Raw genomic sequence first — 20,256 nt, forward strand, 5'->3', positions numbered from 1 at the left:
GATGCCATCGCGACGAAACTCAACAACCGTCCGCGCAAGTGCCTGGGATTTCGCACACCAGCCGAGAGTGTTGCCTTGACCGGTTGAATCTAAGGTGGCCCGCTTGAGGATCTCCACGTCCTCCCGCAGCCGACGGTTCTCCCGCCGCAGCGCGGCCAGTTCCTCGCGCTCGCTGCTGGTCAGGCCGTCCCGCTCGCCCGCGTCGACCTCGGCCTGGCTGACCCACAGCCGCACCGCCGTCTCCGTCAGATCAAAGTCCTTGGCGACCTGGCCCACCGAGCGGTCACCACGTCGGCACAGCTCGACGATCTCGGCCTTGAACTCCGGCGTGAACGAACGGCGAGGCCGAGGCTTCTTCTTCCCCATGCTCTCCATGATGGACATCCTTCCGGGGCAGAACCCCTGATCTCGGATGTCCGTCAAAGCGGATCAAGCCCACTGGCCGACTGGGGCTATCGCCGTGACGCCGCCAAGCTGGCCGCGGTGATCTGCCAGATGCTGCTGCTGAACCGCAGCCCGCTGCTGGAGGATCTGTCCACCGAGTCCCTGGCCGCACTGCGTGTTCACCCGGCGATGAGTGGGCAGTGGGGCAAGGATCTCTACGGCCTCCACCGGGCGGTCGCGGCACTCGGCCACGCGGACCCGCCACCGTCAGGGCATGAGGCCGGACCGGCTGCGATGGAGGGAGTGCCAGCCCCGTGGGCGGCGTCGGTTGAGCATTGGTACGCGACATCGACGCTGACTCCGAAGATCCGCAGAGGCTACCGCAGCGTGCTCGCGAAGATCGGCCGCTGGTTCGCCGCCGAGCACCCCGAGATCACCGAGCCCAGCCAGTGGACCCGCCAGACCTGCGCGTCCTGGGTCGCCGCGGTAGACCGGATGACCGTCGGCGACTTCTCACAGTGGACCCACGGCATGCGCTCGCAGGATCGCCTGGGGAAACCTCTCACGCCGCAGACGAAATCCGGCTACCTCAAGGTGCCCCGCGCGTTCTTCCGCGACCTGCACGAATGGGAGTTGATCCCGCGCAGGTTCGACCCGGCCCATGCCCTGAGAACCCGCGAAGCGTTCGCGCCCTGATGGGGCCGGACCCGCGGGTGATCGCCGATGACATCTGGGCCAAGTTGCTCTGGGCGGGCCTGAACGTCGAGCTCGGCGATCTGCCGACCGCGGACGGCCGCACCTATCCGGTCGAGTTGATCCGGGCCATCACGTTGACCTGGCTGTTTGCCGGTCAACGCAGTGACGAGATCGCCCGGTTCCGGGTGGGGTGCATCCGCTGGCAGCACGACGGCCTGCCCATTCCCGGCGATTCCGGCGAGGTCCTCGCCCGCGACGCCGTCTGCCTGCTGGACGTGCCGACGCACAAGACCGGCACCGCGTTCACCAAGCCGGTCGATCCGCTCTTGGGCCAGGCCATCGAGGCATGGCAGGCCGTCCGGCCTGCCCAGCCGCCGATGCTCGACTCCAAGACCGGCGAGTACGCCGACTTCCTGTTCGCCCACCGCGCCCGCCGGGTCGCCAAGCACTACATCAACACGGCGATCATCCCGATGCTCTGCCGCAAGGCCGGCGTCCCCAGTGCCGATGTCCGCGGCAGCATCACCAGCCACCGGGCCCGGTCCACCATCGCCAGCCAGCTCTACAACGCCAAGGAGCCGATGACCCTCTTCGAGCTGCAGGAATGGCTCGGCCACCGGACGCCCGAAGCGACCGCCCACTACGCAAAGATCACCCCGAACACCCTGGCCAGGGCCTACCAGGACGCCGGCTACTTCGCCCGGAACGTGCGCACCATCGAGGTCCTCGTCGACCGAGACGCGGTCGCCTCCGGCGCCGCCGCCCGCGGCGAACCGTGGCAGTACTACGACCTCGGCCACGGCTGGTGCACCTACACCTTCTTCGAACAGTGCCAGCACCGCATGGCCTGCGCACGCTGCGACTTCTACACCCCGAAGGACTCCAGCAAGGGCCAACTGCAGGAGGCGAAGGACAACCTGCAGAAGATGCTTGCTGCCATTCCGCTCACCGATGACGAGCAAGCCGCCGTCCAAGACGGCCAGCTCGCGCTGGACCGCCTCCTGGGCCGCCTCGCGGACGTCCCGACACCCGCCGGCCCCACTCCCCACGAACTCGGCCACCCTCCCACCGCCACGATGCTGCCCATCGTGGAAGTCCGCCAAGGAAGAGGGGACTGAGCGGGGCCGGAAGGCACTTGATCTACGAGCCTGAGTCTGCCTCCTTGGCCACCTGCTCCAGTCGGCTCCGGTAGTCCTCCCACCAGGCCGAGTCGCCGGGCGCCACGTTGTCGCTCCCGGGCCGCTGTCCTGTGGTCCCGTCGATGAGTTCACGGACGATGTCGGCATGCCCAGCATGCCGCTGAGTCTCGGCGATCATGTGGACAAGAATCCGGCGGAGTGGCAGCTCAGGCCGTGGACCCCACGGCACCTGGCCGACAGCGTCGAGGGGAAGCGACTCGATCGTCACGTCCGAGTGAGCGCACACCCGGCGGTAATCGTCGACGATCTGCTCACGCGTCTCGTCGGCGGTCGCCCACAGGTCAGTGTTCGGCTTGGCAGCCCCCGTGATCCAGAGCGGCGGCGCCTCAACCGGCCGGCCGAAGGTCTCGCCGAAATACGCCGCTTCGGCGCCGGTCAGGTGCTTGACCAGCCCCAGCAGGTTGGTGGCTGTCGGAGTCATGGGTCGGCGGATGTCGTACTCCGACAAGCCTTCCAGCTTCCACAACAGCGCGTCACGGGCATCCTGCAAGTAGAGACGGAGATCCGCCTTCGTGTCTGATTCAGTCATCGAACCAGTGTCCCGTTCGCGTGATCACCGTCCACTGCTTTTCTTCACGGCAAAAGGGCCACAACCTTGAAAAATCTGATTCCACAGAAAGGCGGGGAAGTCCGCGGGCATCGCCCGCCAGGAGATCCCGCCCGCGACCAGGTAGCGGATCGCGTCCAGCAGTTGGCGGTGGCAGTAGCCCTCGGGCCGTCCGCCCCGCCCCTGAAGCCAGGCCGGCACCGGCAACAACGGCCGGATGGCCGCCCACTCCGCGTCCGTCATGTCCGACGGATACCGGCGAACCCGATCGGGATGATCGGCAGCGTTGCCGTACACGTGCGCGAGGCAATCGCACGACACGGCGGGCGAGTTGAAGTGGGCGGGCTCGGGCGCGTACAACAACGACAACAGGGCCTCCGGGAACCGCTCGGAATGGGGTCGCACCCCCGAGCTACCAGGAGGCCCTGCCTTCATGCGCGTACCGCCGGGAGATCACCCCCCCAGGAACTCCGTTCGATCCACACGTTCCAAGATCGGTTGAGATACGGCTTCTGATGTCGATCCAGGACGCTGGTGGGGTTCGTTCCGGCCGAAACCGATGCCTCTGTGATGCCGGTGAGCTTGCAGGTCAGCGTGGTGCTGGGGACCGTCCACAAAAACAGGCCGGCTCTGTCCACCCAGCCGTGTCCGCGAGGTCGGCGGTCACACCCGGCGGAGGTCCTTAATCCGGCGAAGCTTGCCGAGCGAACGCTCCAGGGTCTCGGGGTCGACCACGGCCACCTCGACGGTGACGCCCACCCTGTCCTTGACGCCCTGGGCGATCGTTCGAGCGGCCGTCTCGCGCCGTTCGGGGCTGGCGCCGGGGCGGGCCTCGACCCGGACGATCATATGGTCCATGCGGCCGCGCTCGGTGAGCTGGATCTGGAAATGCGGGGCGACGCCGGGTGTGCTCAGCACGATCTCCTCGATCTGACTGGGGAAGACGTTGACTCCACGCAGGATGATCATGTCGTCGCTGCGGCCGGTGATCTTCTTGATGCGGCGGAAGACGGGCCGGGCGGTGCCGGGCAGCAGCCGGGTCAGGTCGCGGGTGCGGTACCGGATGACCGGAAGGGCTTCCTTGGTGAGGGAGGTGAAGACGAGTTCGCCACTGTCGCCCTCGGGTAGAGCGGCGCCTGTGAGCGGGTCGACCACCTCGGGGTAGAAGTGGTCCTCCCACACGTGCAGACCATCCTTGGTCTCCACGCACTCCTGTGCCACGCCGGGGCCGATCACTTCGGACAGGCCATAGATGTCGACGGCGTGGATGTCCATGCGCTCCTCGATCTCGCGGCGCATCTCCTCGGTCCACGGCTCGGCGCCGAAGATGCCCACCTTCAGGGAGCTGGTGCGCGGGTCGATGCCCTGCTTCGCGAATTCGTCGAGGAGGGTGAGCATGTAGGACGGGGTCACCATGATGATCTCAGGCCGGAAGTCCTGGATGAGCTGCACCTGCCGTGCCGTCATGCCACCGGAGGTCGGGATCACCGTGCATCCGACGCGCTCGGCTCCGTAGTGCGCGCCGAGTCCGCCGGTGAACAGGCCGTAGCCGTAGGAGATGTGCACCTTGTGCCCGGGGCGGCCGCCGGCCGCCCGGATCGAGCGGGCGACGACGTCCGCCCACATGGAGAGATCGTTGTCCGTGTAGCCGACGACCGTGGGGCGGCCGGTGGTGCCGCTGGAGGCGTGGACGCGCCGGATGTCGGTCATCGGGACGGCGAACATGCCGAAGGGGTAGGTGTCCCGTAGGTCGGCCTTCGTGGTGAAGGGGTACCGGGAAAGGTCGTTCAGGCTGCGGCAATCGTCGGGCCTCACCCCGGCCTCGTCGAATTTCCTCCGGTACAGCTCCACGTTCTCGTATGCGTGCCGCAGAGTCGTGCGCAGGCGGTCGAGCTGGAGTTCTTCGAGCTGCTCGCGGCTCAGGCGCTCGCTGTCGTCCAGCAGGTTGTGAGGAAGCGGGTCTCCCCGGCGGGGTGTCGGGGCCGCCATGGCCATCGGCTGGTTACGCATCGCGACTCCTTCGTGTTGGTGCTCGGCGTCCTGGCCGCCTTTGTGTCCTTCGTCGTGGTCCTCTGATGCTGTGGCTGCGTCTGCGGAACTCGGCGATCACGTCGTCGCAGCGCCCGACGGTCACGTCGCAGATGCCGCTGCCGTCCGGGTGCGTTCCTCGGCGCTCCCCACGAGCACGTCGCCCTCGTACGCCCGGTCGACGAAATCGATGCCGCCGCCCGCCGCGACGGTCACAGGCAAGGGTGGTGTTGGCGAGCAGGGACACGTAGCCGCCGCAGGTGGTCTCGTGTCCGTTCGCCATCACCGAGGCCACGGTCATACGTGGTACGGCCGTGGCCTCGCCGTTCCAGCAGTTCGATGCCGGTTCCGGGTCAGGCGTCCGCCGTCTCCGGTTCCGCAGCGGTCAACTCGTCGAAGCCCTCGACGCCTGCGGCGGTGTTCTCGACAGGCCGGCGCGGTGCCGGGTTGAGCAGGAGACGGGTGACGTCGGGGCGGGAGTAGTGCCCGACGGGGTCGGCCGCGGACTTGGCGATGGGGATGGCGGACAGGTCGATGTCGGCGTAGAGGATGCCTTCAGCGTCCTCGGGCAGCGGCTCGGCCAACGGGCGGCCGTCGGGGCCGTAGACGCGGGCGAAGCCGCCGCCGCGCTGCAGCAGCTGCCGCTTGACGGGGTCGTCGCCACAGAACAGGTCGAGACCTGCGTCACCGACCATGGCGCACGGGGCAAGAACGAAGACCTGGCCCTCCACAGCGTAGAGTTGCGAGGCGGCCGTGTTGACCTCGGGACCGAGTGCGTAGGCGGCGCCCTTGTAGACGGAGAAGCTGGGCCAGGCGGCCACGTGTACCTGCTCATGCTTGCTGAACATGGCGTACTTGGTGAGCGGCTGGAGGTGTTCCCAGCAGCACAGGGCACCGACCCGGCCCAGGGCGGTGTCGTGGACGGCCAGGTCGGAGCCGTCACCCTCACCGAAGACGGTGCGTTCCACGTGGGTCGGCTTGAGTTTGCGCCGGGCGCCCACCAGTTCGCCGTCCGCGGAGATCACAGCCTGGCCCATGTAGAGGCTGCCGCCGCCGCGCTCGCTGTAGCCGGCGACCACGGCGATGTCGTTCGCGCGGGCGGCGTCGAGCAGGCGCTGGAAGCGCGGCCCGTCCAAGGTGAGTGAGTTCTCGTGGTAACGGCCGATGAACTGGAAGCCCGCGGCGGGCGAGTCCAGCCACAACCACCAGGGGTAGCCCGGGATGAACGTCTCGCCGAAGGCGATGAGCTGTGCTCCGGCCCGGGAGGCTTCCTCGATCAGGGCGATGCTCTTGTCGATCGTGGCGTCGGCATCGAGCCATACCGGCTCCGCCTGGACCACGGCGGCCTTGAAGGCGCCGGTGTACTCGACCATGGGTTGCTCCTTGATTCAGGCTCGTTCGTGCCGGGCGGCCCGGCACGTCGTCAAACGGCTGCGGTGATGCCGTGGTGAGCGGCGGGGAGGGGAAGGAATCCGGTGCGCGGGTGGCAGTTGACGTACTCGGCGGTGACCGATCCACTGGGTAGCACGGACACCTCGTGCCAGAACGCGACGTCCAGCGGCCCTTCGCCGCCACCGACCATCTGGAAAAAGCTGGCGTAGATCTCAAGATGGGTGCGGTGCGGCCGGCACCAGGTCATGAGGTGGTCCAGCGAGGCGAACCAGGCGATGGTGCAGGCCCGGTCGAGAGGCGCGCCGTCGGCCGACTCCTCGGCGAGGTTGCGGGCCGCGATGCAGCCGGATTCCGCGTGCGTGGCGAGGAAGTCGACACCTCGGTCCTTCACCGGCTTGACGTCGGCCAGGTACTTCTCGCGGTACAGCGCGCTCGCCGACCAGTCCTGGGCGGTGCGGATCAGGGCGACGTTCCCGGGCACCTCCACGGCGACGCGCCGGCCCAGCGTGCCACCGGCGTCCGGGTCGCGCGGTGCGAACACCGGCAGCGCGGGTTCCAGCGTCTCGGTCGCCGAAGCGGCGATACGGTCGCGGGCGGCGCCCCAGTAGTCGTGCACCGGGGTCTCGGGCAGTTCCACCGCAGCGTTCTGGGACAGTCCACCGGTGGCGTAGTCCTCGCGGCGGTGGGTGTGCAGGGTCTCGCTTCGCTCGAGCGGAATGACGGACACCTCGCGCCAGTGGCCCACGGGCCCCTCATCGGGCAGGGACTCCCAGGCGGAGCGGACGGGCGGCGACTCCTCCCACCGGCGGTGGGCCTCGAGGTCGTACCAGTACGCCAGCCAGAGCGCGTTGTGCGCTCCGGCGGCATCGGTGAACGACCCCCGGTCCAGCACGTCCGGGCCGTCCGGGCCGGCGAACAAGCCCGCGAGCGTGCCCGCACCCTTCGCGGCCTCGCCCGCCGACGCCGCCTGACAGCCGTACTGAGCGAATACGAACGTCTCCGTGCCCCGGGGGAACCGGGCACTGTACGCGGTGAAGCGGGGCGTATGCCCGGGCGTTGCGTTTCTGGCCATGTCACCTCCTGTGGAGTCTGTGCCGTGGAGGCTACGGTCGGCGCAGGGGGCGGTCTTGACCGCAGGCGTCCAGGTACTTGCCCAGAGACGACGAACCGGGTGACCCTGTGCTTCACAGATCTGCCGAGTGAGCCGGACGCCGTGACGCCTGTCCGAAACGCACCTGGGACATCCGGTGGACTCCGGCTTGACTACGCTGTTCGCGCGGCGGGTGAGAAGGGAGGCGCATCGTGGCCTTCGTCCTTTCCACGGATTCCGTACCGCCCAATGACAGGCTGTCCTACTGGCATGACGCCGTGTGGCGGACCTTCGTGCCGCTCGACGTCACCACGCCCAGGGACACGCTCTTCTCCGGAAGCGTCGCCACTGAGCAGCTCGGACAGCTGCGGATCTCCACCGTGGACGCCGACCGGGAGCTGGTCCGGCGCACCAGGAGCCTGATCGCCGAGTCGTCGGACGAGTACATGCTGCTCGGCCTGCAGACCCGCGGCAGGGGTGTGGTCGTCCAGAACGAGCGGACCGCAGTGCTGGGCCCTGGTGAGCTCGCCCTGTACGACACGACCCGCCCGTACACGCTCGACTTCCCCGATCGCTTCGAGACAGTGGTCTTCCAGATGCCGCGGCGGACGCTGGGGGTACCCGAATCCGACCTCCAACGCATCACCGGGGTGACGATCGGCCCGGATCAGGGCCTGGCCGGCATGGTGGTGCCCCTGCTGTACAAAGTGGCGGCCGAGGTGGATACATACCACCCTGAAATCGGCGAACTGCTTGCACGGAACATAACGGACCTGATCACCACCCTCATCACCGAACGCCTCTGCCAAGGCACCGCCTCGTTGGACGCCGCGAGGCAGACCCTGCTGTTGCGGATCCGGGCATTCATCGACGCCCGCCTGGCCGACCCGGCGCTGTCGGCGGAGGCGGTCGCCGCCGCCCACCACATTTCCGTACGCCACCTGCAGCGTCTCTTCCAAGCGGAGGGGACGACGGTGAGCGAGTGGATTCGCCGGCGCCGTCTTGAGGCGTGCCGCCGCGAACTCGGCCGTCCACGCCGGACCAGACCGGCCGTGGCCGCCGTGGCCCAACGGTGGGGCTTCGTCAGCCCCGCCCATTTCAGCCGGGCGTTCCGTGCCTGCTACGGCATGTCCCCGCGCGAATGGCAGAACCTGGCGGACGAGACCGGCGGTGGGTATCCAGGCCCGTGACCGCCGCGGCTGCACCAGTGACCTCTGAGGGCCGGTTCTCTGAGGGTGGCTGCTCGGTCGTAAGCCGCTCAGCGTCAGCCCGCTGGGAAGGGCTCCGCTCAGCAGGCCGCTGCTGACGGGCGGGTGGTCGGGGTCGACCCGGTCTTCTGGCTGACCAGCAGGTGGGGTTGGCTGAGGCGGGCCACCGCTGGTGACGCTAGGCGGTCCAGTCGTCGGCGAGTTGGTGGGTGAGTTCCTCCAGGCAGAGGGGGTCCGCAGCAGGCCGCCTCGTACTTCGAGGGTGCCGCGGGCAGGTCGAGGCCCGTGGCGTACAGGGTTCGGATCTCGTGTCCAGGCAATGTGTGGATGGCGGCGAAAGCAACGACGAGGCGGCCTAGCGGCGTCGCCGCCTGTGCGAGCACCCCCATCAGAAGGTCGGAGGGGATGGCTTCGGATGCCCTTGAGATCGCTTCGGATGCCCTTGAGATCGCCGACCGGACGGTTCCGGATGGGGTTGCGGAAGATCACTCGTTCGCGTTTGAGTGCACGGAACAGGCTGCGCAGGGCTGTTGCCAGCCCTCGGCGGTCATAGCCGGGCACACCGTCCAGGGTGTTCTCGACGTGGTCCTTCGTGATCGCCCTCAGTGAGTTCACGCCGGCCGTCGTGGTCCAGAGGCGGTGAGGGTGGGCTGGAGCGTGCTGAGGTAGCGGCGGATGCCGTCGTACCCGTGCGGTCCGCCTTCACGGCGGCCCTGCTCGCGCATGACCTTGCCCCAGGTTCCCCCTCGCTCGCGACCGGCTCCGGCGGAGCGGTGAGCGTCGACTCGATCCACGCCGGATCCGCATCCCGATGCAGGTCGGGGTCCTCCACCAGCAGGCCGCGGGTGCGCAGGAACCGGCAGACGGGCTGGGCAGCGAGGTTCACGTCAATCCTGGCCAAGTCGTGCACGTTCGAAAAGCGAGTGAAGCACAAGCTGCGCCATCGTCTCGCCGTCCGGCAGGCGATCCGCCCACTCCCCACTCCACCTGAGCAGGAAGGACCGCCAGTCGAATGCGGGTAGCCGGCCTTGTCGAGGCGCCGCCCCAGCGCCATCGGACCGCAGAACCCTCTCTGCCGGGCGGGTCCGGATGAAGCGAACCGCGGTCACATGGTCAGGCAGCGTTCTACCCGCGGCTTTCGCCTGGAGCGCGGGGATCAGGCTTTCGAGGATCAACGTGGTCTTGCCCGATCCGGACACGCCGGTCACGGCGGTCAGGCGGCCCCGGGGGATGTCGACGTCCAGGGCGTGCACGGTGTGCAGGGGCCGGGTGGAGAGGTGGATGCGCCCTTGGTCGAACACCTTGTCGCGGCCGGCCCGGTGGCGGACGAGGACGGGTTCGCGGCCGGTGAGGAATCCACCGATCAGGGAGTCGGGGTCCTTGCCGAGTGTGGTGACGTCGCCGGTGGCCAGGACGGTGCCGCCGTCGGTGCCGGAGCCGGGACCGATCTCGATGAGCCAGTCGGCTTCGCGCAGGACTTGGACGTCGTGGTCGACGAGGACCACGGAGTTGCCGTCGCGGAGCAGGTCGCGCATGACACCGAGCAGGCCGTCCACGTTCGAGGGGTGCAGGCCGATGGAGGGTTCGTCGAGGACGTAGAGCACGCCGGTGGTCTGGTTGCGTACGGCGCGGGCCAGTTGGACGCGTTGCCGCTCGCCGGTCGACAGGGTGGAGCTCGCCCGGTCCAGGGCGAGGTAGCCGAGGCCGAGTTCGACCAGGCGGCGGGCGGTCTCCAGCAGGGTGGCGACGATGTTGTGTGCCATCGGGCGCATCTCGGACGGCAGGGCGTCCGCGAGGGTGGGGGGCCAGGCGATGAGTTCGTCGAGCGTCTTCGCAGTGGCTTCGGCGAGGTTGATGCCGTCGACGAGGGTGGCGCGGGCCTGCTCGCTGAGCCGGGTGCCGTGGCAGGACGGACACACCTGGGCGCTGATGAACCTGTTCACCCGGTTCAGCCCGCGTTCGGTGGTGGCGTTGTTCAGGGCCTCCTCGACGGCCCGGCGGGCGTTGCGGTAGGTGAAGTCGAGCTCGAAGAGCTTGCCGTTCTTGGACCGGACGCTGATGTGCCGCTGCTCCGCGGGGCCGCGCAGGACGATTTCCCGCTCGCGAGCGGTCAGTTCCGCGTACGGCACGTCGGTGCGCACCCCGAACTCGGCGACGACCTGCGGCATCACCGTCAGCCCGAACATCGACCACGGTGCCACCACCCCTTCGGCGATGGTGCGTTGCGGATCGGGGACGAGAGCCGCTTCGTCGACTTCCCGGACGATGCCGGTACCGGTGCACTGCGGGCACGCTCCGTCCGAGTTGAAGGCCAGCGACTCCGCGCCCGGCGGATAGAACGTCACCTCGCACACAGGGCAGGTCAGGTCCAGTCCCGCGGCCACGTCGATCGTCGGGTCCTGTCGGTGGCCATTGGGGCACAGGTGTGATCCCAGCCGGGAGAACAGCAGACGCAGCACGTTGAGCAGCTCGGTCGACGTACCGAAAGTGCTGCGCGCCCCGGGCACTCCGGGACGCTGCCGCAAGGCGAGGGCCGCGGGCACGTGCTCGACGCCGTCCACCGCCGCACGCGGTGCCTGCGCCATGCGCCGGCGGGTGTACGTGGACAGCGCCTCGATGTAGCGCCGTGAGCCCTCCGCGTACAGCACCCCCATCGCCAGCGACGACTTCCCGGAGCCGGACACCCCTGCCACTGCAACGAGTTGACGCAGCGGCACCGTCACGTCGACGTTCTTCAGGTTGTGGACCTTCGCCCCGTGCACCTGGATGGACAGCGGCGGATCCGCCGGGTCCGCACCTCGTGCGCCCGGGACCCCGCCCGTCACCTCGTCGTGCGCCATCGCGCTTCTCCCTCCTGAGCGTATCGCCCGACATCAGGCAGGCCGAGTCACAACTTGCCCCGATTTACCATATTTCCGGCTGACCACCGAGGCGGATGCCATGACGCGCGATCTGTTCGCTCTGATGCCTCGGTGATGCGTCAGTCCTCTATGCGGCCTCAGCCGCCGCCTGCTTCTTTGAAGCGCGCAGGCTGGTGACGGTGGTGACCGTCAGGACGAGCACGATGAAGCCGAGCGAGAAGGGGATACTGATCTCGGGCACGTGGACGCCCGACTCGTGCAGGGCGTGCAGCACCAGCTTCACCCCGATGAAGCCGAGGATGATCGACAGGCCGTAGGAGAGGTGGACCAGCTTCTTCAGCAGGCCGCCGATGAGGAAGTACAGCTGGCGCAGGCCCATGAGGGCGAAGGCGTTCGCGGTGAACACGATGTACGGGTCCTGCGTCAGGCCATAGATCGCGGGGATGGAGTCGAGGGCGAACAGCACGTCGGTGGAGCCGATGGCGAGCATCACGACCAGCATCGGGGTCATGATCCGCTTGCCGTTCTCGGTGATGAACAGCTTGGTGCCGTGGTAGCGGTCGGCGACGCCGAAGCGCTGCTCCGCCATCTTCAGCAGCTTGTTCTCCTGGTACTCCTCCTCGTGGTCCTCCTTGCGCGCATCCTGGACCAGCTTCCACGCGGTCCAGATCAGGAAGGCGCCGAAGACGTAGAACACCCACGAGAAGGCGGAAATGATCGCCGCGCCGGCCGCGATGAACACGGCCCGCAGCACGAGCGCCACCAGCACGCCGACCATCAGCACCCGCTGCTGGTACTGCGACGGCACCGCGAACTTGGCCATGATCAGGACGAACACGAAGAGGTTGTCGACGCTCAGCGACTTCTCGGTGATGTAACCGGCGAAGAACTCACCCGTGGGCCCGCTCCCAGCGAAGTACCACAGCCCCAGCCCGAACAGCACGGCCAGGACGATCCACACCACCGTCCATGTCCCGGCTTCCTTGACGGACACGTCGTGGGGCTTGCGGCCGACGAAGAAGTCGACGGCGACGAGCAGGCACAGGGCTGCCACGGTCAGCAGCCAGACGGCAAGGGAGACGTTCACTGGTACTCCGGGTACAGGTGGGGAGATGGGACATCGTTTTCCATGTCGCTGCTATCCGCGTTGGCCCGGAGCTGGGGGACGGCGGGCGCAGTCGAAGGCCGGAGGCGCTTGCGTCGATCAGCGCTCCGGCGAGAAGCAGCGGGGCGCGACGATCAAGGCGAACGCTTGGAACACCCGGCGGCTTCGACGGCACGCGTCGGCACGGGCTGCCCGACGGTGCGAGAATCCGCGCAGTTCGGCATCGTGGCTCCATCCTCGTGACGCATGGAGAATGGTGGCGAAGGCCGGTCAGGCACCTCAACGTAACTAATGAACGAACGTGGCGCACGTCATAACAAAACATCAGTCCGCCTCTACTGGAGAGCGCCGAGCCGCTGTTGGCGGCGCTATGCGCATGGTTCTTCCTGAGCGGCCGGGGAGCCGGTGACGGTCAGTCCGTAGGTCCGCAGGGCGGTTCCGGCGAAGACCTCGTGGCGTTCGGCAGGATGGAGTGCTGACGTCAGCTCCTGTGCGACGGCGGCGACTTCGGCGTAGGTGGCGGCCAGCCGACAGACGGGCCAGTCGGAGCCGAACATCAGCCGCCGCGGTCCGAAGGCGTCCAGCACTGTGTCCGCGTACGGCCTGAGGTCCTCGACGCTCCACTGGCCCCAGTCGGCCTCGGTCACCATGCCGGAGAGCTTGCAGACGGTGTTGGGCAGCGAGGCCAACAGGCGCACCGCGTCCGCCCACGGCCGCAGCCCGCCCGAGGCGACGGGGGGCTTGCCCATGTGATCGAGTACGAAGGTGAGGCCGGGAAGCAGTCGGGCGGCCTCCTGGGCGGCCGCGAGCTGGTGGGGCCTGACGACGAGGTCGTAGACGAGCCCTGCCTCGGCCACTGCGGCGAGCCCACGCAGCACGTCCGGCCGCACCAACCAGCGCGGATCGGTTTCGCCCTGCACCTGGTGGCGGATGCCCACCAGGTGCTCGCCACCGGGCCCCGCCCGCAGTGCCGCGAGGGCGCGGGCGACATCCGGGGAGGTCAGGTCGGTCCAGCCCACGACGCCGGCCACCAGGTCGCTGTCGTGGGCCAGGGCCAGGAACTCGGGCGTTTCCTCCGGGACATCGATCGTCTGGACCAGGACCGTCGCGGCGACGCCGGCTGTCCGGGCCTCCGGCTCCAGGTCGGCGAGTGTGAAGTCACGGCGCAGCGGGGCGAGTTCCCGTCCGGTGATCCAGTCCTGGTCGCGGACGGAGAGGTCCCACACGTGGTGGTGTGCGTCGACGACGCCCTCACCGGTGTTCGCCTCCATGGTGGTCACCCCCACGACTCCTCCTTCGGTCGATCGGCTTCTTCGGGTCGTGGGGCGTCAGGGACGGGGACGCGCCGGGGCAGCAGCCCCTCGGCGCGCAGTCCGTCCCAGACCGCGGCCGGTACCGTTCCCCCCAGCTGATCCACCGTGTCGCGGACCTCCTCGGCGGAACGCGCGCCGGACAGTACGCTCGCGACCGCCGGATGGCCGAACGGGAAGCGCAGAGCGGCTGCGCGCAGCGGTACGCCGTGGCATTCGGTGACCGCTTTCATGCGCAGGGCCCGGTCGAGCACATCTGGTGGGGTGGGCGCGTAGTCGTACATGGCCCCGAGCCTCGGGTCGGTGAGCAGACCCGAGTTGAACACCCCGCCGACGATGACGCTCCTGCCGCGGGCGGCGGCCTCCGGGAGTACCTCCGCCAGCCCCTCCTGCTCCAGCAGGGTGTAGCGGCCGGCGAGCAGCACCACGTCGATGTCGGTCTCGCGCAGGAAACGGGCGGGGAGCGCGCACTGGTTCACTCCGATACCGATCGCCTTGACGACGCCTTCGCCGCGCAGCCGTTCCAGCGCCGGGTATGCCTCGGTGAGGGCCTGCTCGGCGTGGTGGTCCGGGTCGTGCAGCAAGGCGATGTCCACACGGTCCAGGCCGAGACGGTCCAGGCTCGCTTCCAGGGAGCGCAGGACTCCGTCGGAGCCGAAGTCCCAGACTCGCCGGTGGGTGTCGGGCACGGCGAAGCCGTGGGCGAGATCGTCGTCGCCGCCACCCTCCGGGTTGGGTTCGAGCAGTCGTCCGACCTTGGTGGAGACGGTGTATGTGTCGCGGTCGCGTCCGCGCAGCGCGGCACCCAGGCGTCGCTCGGACAGCCCGAGTCCGTAGTGCGGGGCGGTGTCGAAGGTGCGTACGCCCGCGTCCCAGGCCGCCTCCACCGCGGCGGACGCGGCCTCGTCGGTGACCGGGCGGAAGAGGTTGCCGATGCCGGCGGCCCCGAACGACAGATCGGTGACCTTGACACCGGTGCTCCCCAGTGTCGTCGCTCTCATGTGCCGACCGCCGGGCGCAGCCGGAGTCCCTGCATGCCACCGTCGACGGCGAGGGCGATGCCGGTGACGGAGGCCGCGGCAGGGCTCGCCAGGTAGACCACGGCCGCTGCCACCTCGTCCGCGGTGACCAGGCGGCCCAGGGGCTGGCGTGCGTCGAGGGCGGCGCGTTCCGCCTCCGGGTCGTCTGCGGCGTCCAGGAGCCGGGTCACCCAGGGTGTGTCGGCGGTGCCTGGGTTGACGCAGTTGACGCGGATGCCCTCACGGACATGGTCCGCGGCCATCGCCAGGGTCAGCGACAGCACCGCACCCTTGCTGGCGGAGTACAGGGCGCGCTGCGGGAGGCCCGCGGTGGCCGCGATGGAGCAGGTGTTGACGACCGCCGCGTGCGACGAGCGCCGCAGATGCGGCAGGGCGGCCCGGGTGGTGCGCACCGTCCCCAGGACGTTGACATCGAGGACGCGGTGCCACTCTTCGTCCGGGTTGTCCTCGACGGTACCGACGGCGCCGATGCCCGCGTTGTTGACCAGGATGTCCAGGCCGCCGAGCTGCCCGGCGGCGGTCTCCACAGCAGCGCGTACCTGGGCGTCGTCGCCGAGGTCGGCCTTGATGGCGATCAGCGGCTCGGGGGCGCCGGAGGGGTCAAGGTCGAGGACGGTCACCGTGGCGCCGTGCTCGGCCAGCATCCGGGATGTGGCCAGTCCGATGCCGGACGCGCCGCCGGTGACGACGGCCTTCAGCCCTGACAGGCCGCTCACGCTGCTCAAAGGGGTGCCTTTCACGCTTGGGCGAAGGTCTGGCGCTGGGCGCCGAGGCCGTCGACGGCGAGCTCGACGGTGTCGCCGGGGCGCAGGTAGGGGGCGCCGGGAAGGCCGAGGGCCACGCCCGCAGGAGTACCGGTGTTGATCACGTCGCCCGGCTCAAGGACCATGTACTGACTCAGGTACGACACGATGTGGCCGACCGGGAAGATCATGTCGCTGGTGTGGCCGTCCTGCCGCTTCACGCCGTTGACACTCAGGTGCAGCGCGAGGTCCTGCGGATCGCCGGCCTCGTCGGCGGTCACCAGCCACGGGCCGAGCGGGTTGAAGGTCTCGCAGGACTTGCCCAGGTCCCACTGCGGGGAGTACTCCAGCTGGAACTCGCGCTCCGAGACGTCATGGCTGATCGCATAGCCGGCGATCACGGCCCGCGCGGCCTCGGGTCCGTCGAGGTAGCGGGCCCGCCGTCCGATGACGACCGCCAGCTCGACCTCCCAGTCGGTCTTGACCGAGCCTCGGGGGATCAGCACCTCGTCGTGCGGGCCGACGACCGTGCCCGGGTCCTTCATGAAGACCACCGGGCGGGGTGGGATCGCGGCGCCGGTCTCGGCGGCGTGGTCGCGGTAGTTCAGACCGACGCAGACGATCTTGCCGGGACGGGCTACGGGTGCTCCGATCCGCAGACCATCCGGGTCCAGTTCGGGCAGACTGCCCGCCGCGACGGCCGCCCGGGCCCGGTCGACACCTTCAGAGGCGAGGAAGGCGCCGTCGATGTCGGAGGTGATGGAGGACAGATCAAGCAGCCGGCCCTCCCCCGTGCGAACGGCGGGCCGCTCATTGCCGGGCGCGCCGACTCGTAGAAGCTTCACTGGGCCTTCCTTGCCATGGATGATTGTCAGGTGGCTCGGGCGAGGGGCGGGGGAACGACCGTCAGGGTGTGCCGGACTCACTCAGATGCCAGATCTCGGTCAGGTCCGACCAGCTGCCCCCGGCGCCGGTATCGGCCCAGGGCTCCTGGCAGGGGCCGGTGAGCTTCCACCAGGCCTGGGTGGCCGCGTCGGCGCCGATCGCCGCCATGTCTGCCTCGAAGTCGTCGCCGTGGTACTCGAAGTAGCCGAACAGCGTGTCCTCGCGCAGAAAGATGCTGTAGTTGCGGATGTTCGCGGCCCGCAGCGCGGCTTCGACGCCCGGCCAGACGGCGGAGTGCAGGCGCAGATACGCGTGACGGTGCTCAGGCCGCAGGCGGATCGTCTGGGCAACCCGTTTCATCGGGGTCCTTCCATGGGCCTGCCTGGTGACGCACTGGCGTGGCCGTCCGCACCGCGTGGGGCCTGGCACGACGCCGGTATCAGGGAATGCCGGTTCAATACGGCGGCGCCGAGGTTGCGGCTGCCGCATCACTCCTTTGTCGCGCCGGCGAGCATGCCGGACACGAGAGCGCGTTGGGAGAAGAGGAACACGATCAGAACAGGGACGATGGTCACCAGGGTGGCCAGAGCCAGTTCGGGCCGCATGATCTGGTTGCCCGCGCCGCCGGCGGTGTTGAACAGGGGCGAGGCGGCGAGCAGGTTGTTCAGCCCCACCTGCGCCGGATACTGGGAGCTGTCGGGCAGCATCACGAACGGCAGGAAGAAGTTGTTCCAGTTGCCGACGAAGTTGAAGAAACCGACCAGGGCGATCACGGGCTTGGCCAGCGGCATGGCGATGAGACGGAAGACCTGCCACTCCGAGCAGCCGTCGATGCGCGCCGCGGCCAGCAGGTCGGAGGGGATGTTGGAGGAGAAGTAGATGTAGGTGAGGTAGACCCCGAACGGGAAGAAGGAGAAGGGCAGGATGACCGACCAGATCGTGCCGTCCAGGTGCACGGCGTTCATCCCCAGGTACAAGGGCAGCACCATCGCGGCCGTCGGCATGAGCATCACGAGCATGGTGACGGTCAGCAGCATCCGCCGCCCGATGAACTGGGTGAGAGCCAGCGCGTATCCGGCGGGGATCGACGTCACCAGGGTCAGGGCCAGCGCGCCGAACGTGTAGAGGGCCGAGTTCAGCAGCCAGGTGAGGATGACGCCGTCCTGGAACGCGTAGAGGTGGTGCCAGGTGTCGGCGACCGCGCCGAGAGAGCCGAAGGAGAACGGGTTGTCCCGCACGATCTGGCTGTCGGTCTTGGTCGGGGCCAGCAGGAGCCACACCACCGGCACACAGAAGAACAGCACGGACAGGCCCATGACGATGAGCCAGGCCAGCCGGGCGGCCAGTGACCTTGGGCGGCGCTTTTGGCGCATGGGCTTCCTCGGGCTGGTGTGGGCGCCGGCGGTACGGGGCGGCGGGGTTCGGCGGGCTGTGGTCGTGGGGGCCGTGGTCATCCTTCGTCCCTGTCGAACAGGCCGGTACGGAAGACGACGAGCGCCGCGCAGGCGAGCCCCAGGATGAGGAGATCGACGGAGAGCGCCGCCGCGCCGTTGAAGTCGCCTGCCTGGAAGGCGTACTGGTAGGAGAGCTGGTTCGGTGACCAGCTGTCGGGAATCATGCCCCAGCTGGCGAGGGAGACCAGTTGTGGCTCGACGAAGAGCTGGGTGCCGGCCGCGAAGGCCAGGATCAGCATGTACGCGATCCACTTGGTGATCATCGGGATCTGGATGCGCAGGGCGATCTGGAGCGTACTGGCGCCATCGATGCGGGCCGCCTCCAGGATCTCGTCGGGGATGCTGTTGAGCGCGCCGTACATGACCACGATCCAGCCGCCGGCCCCCGTCCAGAAGGCGATGACGGTGAAGAGCACCGGCAGGTGACCGGGGGCGTTGACCTGGGCCAGGGTGTTCCAGCCGAAGCCCTTCAGCAGCCAGCCGACCGGACTGGCCGCCGGGTCGAGGAGGATCAGGAAGAGCACTACGCTCGCCACCCCGGCGAGGGCACCCGGCAGGTAGAACAGGAACCGCAGGCTGGTGGAGGCCCTGCGCATGCGGCCGTGCAGCATCAGGGAGAGCAGCACCACCAGAATCATCAGGCTGGCCAGCCACACCACCAGGTACAGACCGATGTGGAGGAAGGCCGGACCGAAGCGGTAGTCGGTGAACGTCCGGGTGAAGTTGCCGATCCCAACGAGCTGGTTGCGGGAGTTGGACAGCGACAGCCACACCGCGTAACCGGTGGGCAGGACGCCGAAGGCGAGCAGGAGGAGGACATAGCCGGAGACGAAGACGTAACCGGCGCGTCCGACCGGGTTGCGGGCGGAGCGGCCGCCGCGGCGACCGCTCCGCTCCCTTGCGAGGTGGGTGGTCATCGGTCCGCTTCGCTAGTTGACGGTGTATCCGAGGGACTTGGCCTTGTCGGTGATGGCCGTCTCCCAGGTGTCCAAGGTGTCGGTGAGGGTCTTTCCGGAGTTCAGGGCCGGGATCACGGTGGAGGAGTAGATCGCTTCCTGGCTGTACTGGGTGGCGGACCAGCCGGGCCAGATCAGTTCCGCCGCCTCCTGGAAGACCGGGCTGACGTCCTCGGCGAAGTAGCCGGTCCTCTGCTGGCCGGCGAGCCAGGCGACGGCTGCCTCCTTGTACGCGGGATACGTGCCTGCGGTGGCCTGGTAGGCGTTGGAGGTCGCCATCCAGGTCACCAGGTCGGAAGCCGCCTTGAGGTTCTTGCTGTGGGAGGAGACGAACCACAGTCCGCCGCCGACGTTGCCGGTGTAGTTCTTGGCGTCGCCCTCGAACTTCAGCGGTGAGGCGGCGGCGATCTGCCCCTTGGGGATCTTGAAGGTGGAGTTGAAGAGCACCTGGCCGTACCAGGAAGGACCGGGGAGCATGAGGACCTTGCTCGCCTTGCTCTTGATGAAGCCGGCGCTGAAGACGGTGTCCTTGGAGACCGAGCCCTTGGCTATCAGGCTGTCGAGCAGCTTGGCCATCCGGGTGCACTTGGAATCCTGCAGGTCGACCTTGACCTTCTTGGCGCCGGTCGCCGTGCTGGCAGGGCACTGGCTCGCCCAGAAGTACACCTCGGGGCTCCAGGCGTCCCCGGCGGTTCCGACCAGGTAGCCGGGGTGCTCCTTGGCGACCTTCTCGCCGAGTGCCTGGTACTCCTCCCAGGTGGTCGGGACGGAGTACCCGAACTTGTCCATGAGCTTCTTGTTGTACCAGAGCACGTTCTGCGCCAGGTCGTTGCGCAGGCAGTAGGTGTCCCCGTTGACGGTGCAGGGGTCGAGCGCGCCGTCGGCGAAACCCTTGAGCGTGGACTGGGAGACCACGCCCTGGTTGACGGGCGCGGCATAGGGGGTCTTGCCCTGGGATGCCCAGCTGGCGTCGTTGACGTTGGCACTGAAGGCGACGTCGGGCCAGCCGCTGCCGGTGCGGTCGAACAGCTGCACCTTGGTCTGCAGGTCAGTGGCTCCGTTGGCGTTGCCGCTGTACGTGACGATCTTCATCTTCACGTCCGGGTGCGCCTTCTGGTACGCCTGCACGCCGGGCACACGGGCGGCGTCCGCCCAGACCGTGATCTCGCTGCCTTCCTTCTGCGCGACAGGTTTGAAGACGTCGTGGGAGGAAGCCGTCGTCGGTGTGGGGTCCGCGCTGCCGCAGGCAGCGAGCGCGAGCAGGGAGACGGCGCTCAGGGCGGCGGCGGCCGTGTGTCTGAGCTGGCGGCGGGAGGAAACCGGAACGTCGTCGTTCATGACTGACCTCAGATCTTGGG

The 20,256-nt window shown here is 68.5% G+C and carries 19 protein-coding genes and 1 pseudogene; 3 read left to right on the forward strand and 17 right to left on the reverse strand.

Annotated features, from left to right (window positions below; all coding sequences use genetic code 11):
• The coding region (locus ABT063_RS45950; RefSeq protein WP_502991025.1) for a transposase at positions 1 to 366 on the reverse strand (366 nt) is incomplete at its 3' end.
• Between the two features lie 117 nt (positions 367 to 483).
• On the opposite strand from ABT063_RS45950, the gene ABT063_RS45955 reads away from it, so the two are divergent.
• Positions 484 to 1,080 (forward strand): hypothetical protein, encoded by a 597-nt coding sequence (locus ABT063_RS45955; RefSeq protein WP_351067122.1) that lies wholly within the window; start codon positions 484 to 486, stop codon positions 1,078 to 1,080.
• Between the two features lie 17 nt (positions 1,081 to 1,097).
• Positions 1,098 to 2,198 (forward strand): tyrosine-type recombinase/integrase, encoded by a 1,101-nt coding sequence (locus tag ABT063_RS45960; RefSeq protein ID WP_351067124.1) that lies wholly within the window; start codon positions 1,098 to 1,100, stop codon positions 2,196 to 2,198.
• 22 nt (positions 2,199 to 2,220) lie between these two features.
• Here the strand turns inward: ABT063_RS45960 and ABT063_RS45965 are convergent, their stop codons facing one another.
• The 5 genes and pseudogenes from ABT063_RS45965 to ABT063_RS45985 form a co-directional block, all read right to left on the reverse strand.
• Positions 2,221 to 2,808 carry a DinB family protein gene (locus tag ABT063_RS45965; RefSeq protein ID WP_351067125.1) on the reverse strand — a complete coding sequence of 196 codons (588 nt, stop codon included), beginning with the start codon at positions 2,806 to 2,808 and terminating at the stop codon, positions 2,221 to 2,223.
• A gap of 69 nt (positions 2,809 to 2,877) precedes the next feature.
• Positions 2,878 to 3,069: pseudogene (locus ABT063_RS52505) on the reverse strand (transposase); the annotation flags it as partial.
• 420 nt (positions 3,070 to 3,489) lie between these two features.
• Positions 3,490 to 4,836, reverse strand: a complete 1,347-nt coding sequence (gene paaK, locus ABT063_RS45975; RefSeq protein ID WP_351067127.1) for a phenylacetate--CoA ligase PaaK — start codon at positions 4,834 to 4,836, stop codon at positions 3,490 to 3,492.
• 371 nt (positions 4,837 to 5,207) lie between these two features.
• Positions 5,208 to 6,227 carry a carbon-nitrogen hydrolase family protein gene (locus tag ABT063_RS45980; protein ID WP_283973607.1) on the reverse strand — a complete coding sequence of 340 codons (1,020 nt, stop codon included), beginning with the start codon at positions 6,225 to 6,227 and terminating at the stop codon, positions 5,208 to 5,210.
• A 50-nt stretch (positions 6,228 to 6,277) separates the two neighbouring features.
• On the reverse strand, positions 6,278 to 7,318 hold the full coding sequence (locus ABT063_RS45985; RefSeq protein WP_351067129.1) for a phenylacetaldoxime dehydratase family protein: 1,041 nt from the start codon (positions 7,316 to 7,318) through the stop codon (positions 6,278 to 6,280).
• 230 nt (positions 7,319 to 7,548) lie between these two features.
• Here ABT063_RS45985 and ABT063_RS45990 point away from each other — a divergent pair, with 230 nt between their 5' ends.
• Positions 7,549 to 8,526: an AraC-like ligand-binding domain-containing protein gene (locus ABT063_RS45990; protein WP_351067131.1), complete on the forward strand. Its 978-nt coding sequence runs from the start codon at positions 7,549 to 7,551 to the stop codon at positions 8,524 to 8,526.
• A gap of 629 nt (positions 8,527 to 9,155) precedes the next feature.
• Here ABT063_RS45990 and ABT063_RS45995 read toward each other — a convergent pair.
• From ABT063_RS45995 to ABT063_RS46045, 11 genes are all read right to left on the reverse strand, one after another.
• Positions 9,156 to 9,338, reverse strand: a complete 183-nt coding sequence (locus ABT063_RS45995) for a hypothetical protein (protein WP_351067133.1) — start codon at positions 9,336 to 9,338, stop codon at positions 9,156 to 9,158.
• Between the two features lie 93 nt (positions 9,339 to 9,431).
• A complete protein-coding gene (locus ABT063_RS46000) occupies positions 9,432 to 11,384 on the reverse strand; it encodes an excinuclease ABC subunit UvrA (RefSeq protein WP_351067135.1) in 1,953 nt (650 codons plus the stop codon).
• Between the two features lie 148 nt (positions 11,385 to 11,532).
• Positions 11,533 to 12,492, reverse strand: coding sequence for a TerC family protein (locus tag ABT063_RS46005; RefSeq protein ID WP_351067137.1), 960 nt, complete (start codon positions 12,490 to 12,492; stop codon positions 11,533 to 11,535).
• A gap of 386 nt (positions 12,493 to 12,878) precedes the next feature.
• Positions 12,879 to 13,781, reverse strand: a complete 903-nt coding sequence (locus ABT063_RS46010; RefSeq protein WP_351067171.1) for an amidohydrolase family protein — start codon at positions 13,779 to 13,781, stop codon at positions 12,879 to 12,881.
• A 5-nt stretch (positions 13,782 to 13,786) separates the two neighbouring features.
• The gene (locus ABT063_RS46015) at positions 13,787 to 14,821 is read right to left on the reverse strand and encodes an aldo/keto reductase (protein ID WP_351067139.1); all 1,035 of its coding nucleotides are present in this window, start codon (positions 14,819 to 14,821) and stop codon (positions 13,787 to 13,789) included.
• On the reverse strand, positions 14,818 to 15,576 hold the full coding sequence (locus tag ABT063_RS46020) for an SDR family NAD(P)-dependent oxidoreductase (protein ID WP_351067141.1): 759 nt from the start codon (positions 15,574 to 15,576) through the stop codon (positions 14,818 to 14,820). Before ABT063_RS46020 ends, ABT063_RS46015 begins: the two co-directional genes overlap by 4 nt.
• 20 nt (positions 15,577 to 15,596) lie before the next feature.
• The gene (locus ABT063_RS46025) at positions 15,597 to 16,448 is read right to left on the reverse strand and encodes a fumarylacetoacetate hydrolase family protein (protein ID WP_351067142.1); all 852 of its coding nucleotides are present in this window, start codon (positions 16,446 to 16,448) and stop codon (positions 15,597 to 15,599) included.
• Between the two features lie 61 nt (positions 16,449 to 16,509).
• Positions 16,510 to 16,848, reverse strand: coding sequence for an L-rhamnose mutarotase (locus ABT063_RS46030; RefSeq protein WP_351067144.1), 339 nt, complete (start codon positions 16,846 to 16,848; stop codon positions 16,510 to 16,512).
• A gap of 128 nt (positions 16,849 to 16,976) precedes the next feature.
• Positions 16,977 to 17,804, reverse strand: a complete 828-nt coding sequence (locus tag ABT063_RS46035) for a carbohydrate ABC transporter permease (RefSeq protein WP_502991026.1) — start codon at positions 17,802 to 17,804, stop codon at positions 16,977 to 16,979.
• Between the two features lie 134 nt (positions 17,805 to 17,938).
• Entirely contained in the window at positions 17,939 to 18,859 is a 921-nt protein-coding gene (locus ABT063_RS46040; RefSeq protein ID WP_351067145.1) for a carbohydrate ABC transporter permease, read from the reverse strand.
• A gap of 12 nt (positions 18,860 to 18,871) precedes the next feature.
• The gene (locus tag ABT063_RS46045; protein WP_351067146.1) at positions 18,872 to 20,236 is read right to left on the reverse strand and encodes an ABC transporter substrate-binding protein; all 1,365 of its coding nucleotides are present in this window, start codon (positions 20,234 to 20,236) and stop codon (positions 18,872 to 18,874) included.
• Between the last annotated feature and the right edge of the window lie 20 nt (positions 20,237 to 20,256).

This window comes from Streptomyces sp. NPDC002838 (assembly GCF_040295365.1).
Lineage (GTDB): Bacteria > Actinomycetota > Actinomycetes > Streptomycetales > Streptomycetaceae > Streptomyces.

Coding starts and splice junctions, on each gene's coding strand:
- ABT063_RS45965 (WP_351067125.1), bottom strand. CDS start 2,808: ATGACTGAATCAGACACGAAGGCGGATCTCCGTCTCTACTTGCAGGAT.
- paaK (WP_351067127.1), bottom strand. CDS start 4,836: ATGCGTAACCAGCCGATGGCCATGGCGGCCCCGACACCCCGCCGGGGA.
- ABT063_RS45980 (WP_283973607.1), bottom strand. CDS start 6,227: ATGGTCGAGTACACCGGCGCCTTCAAGGCCGCCGTGGTCCAGGCGGAG.
- ABT063_RS45985 (WP_351067129.1), bottom strand. CDS start 7,318: ATGGCCAGAAACGCAACGCCCGGGCATACGCCCCGCTTCACCGCGTAC.
- ABT063_RS46000 (WP_351067135.1), bottom strand. CDS start 11,384: ATGGCGCACGACGAGGTGACGGGCGGGGTCCCGGGCGCACGAGGTGCG.
- ABT063_RS46010 (WP_351067171.1), bottom strand. CDS start 13,781: ATGGAGGCGAACACCGGTGAGGGCGTCGTCGACGCACACCACCACGTG.
- ABT063_RS46015 (WP_351067139.1), bottom strand. CDS start 14,821: ATGAGAGCGACGACACTGGGGAGCACCGGTGTCAAGGTCACCGATCTG.
- ABT063_RS46030 (WP_351067144.1), bottom strand. CDS start 16,848: ATGAAACGGGTTGCCCAGACGATCCGCCTGCGGCCTGAGCACCGTCAC.
- ABT063_RS46035 (WP_502991026.1), bottom strand. CDS start 17,804: ATGGGCCTGTCCGTGCTGTTCTTCTGTGTGCCGGTGGTGTGGCTCCTG.
- ABT063_RS46040 (WP_351067145.1), bottom strand. CDS start 18,859: ATGACCACCCACCTCGCAAGGGAGCGGAGCGGTCGCCGCGGCGGCCGC.
- ABT063_RS46045 (WP_351067146.1), bottom strand. CDS start 20,236: ATGAACGACGACGTTCCGGTTTCCTCCCGCCGCCAGCTCAGACACACG.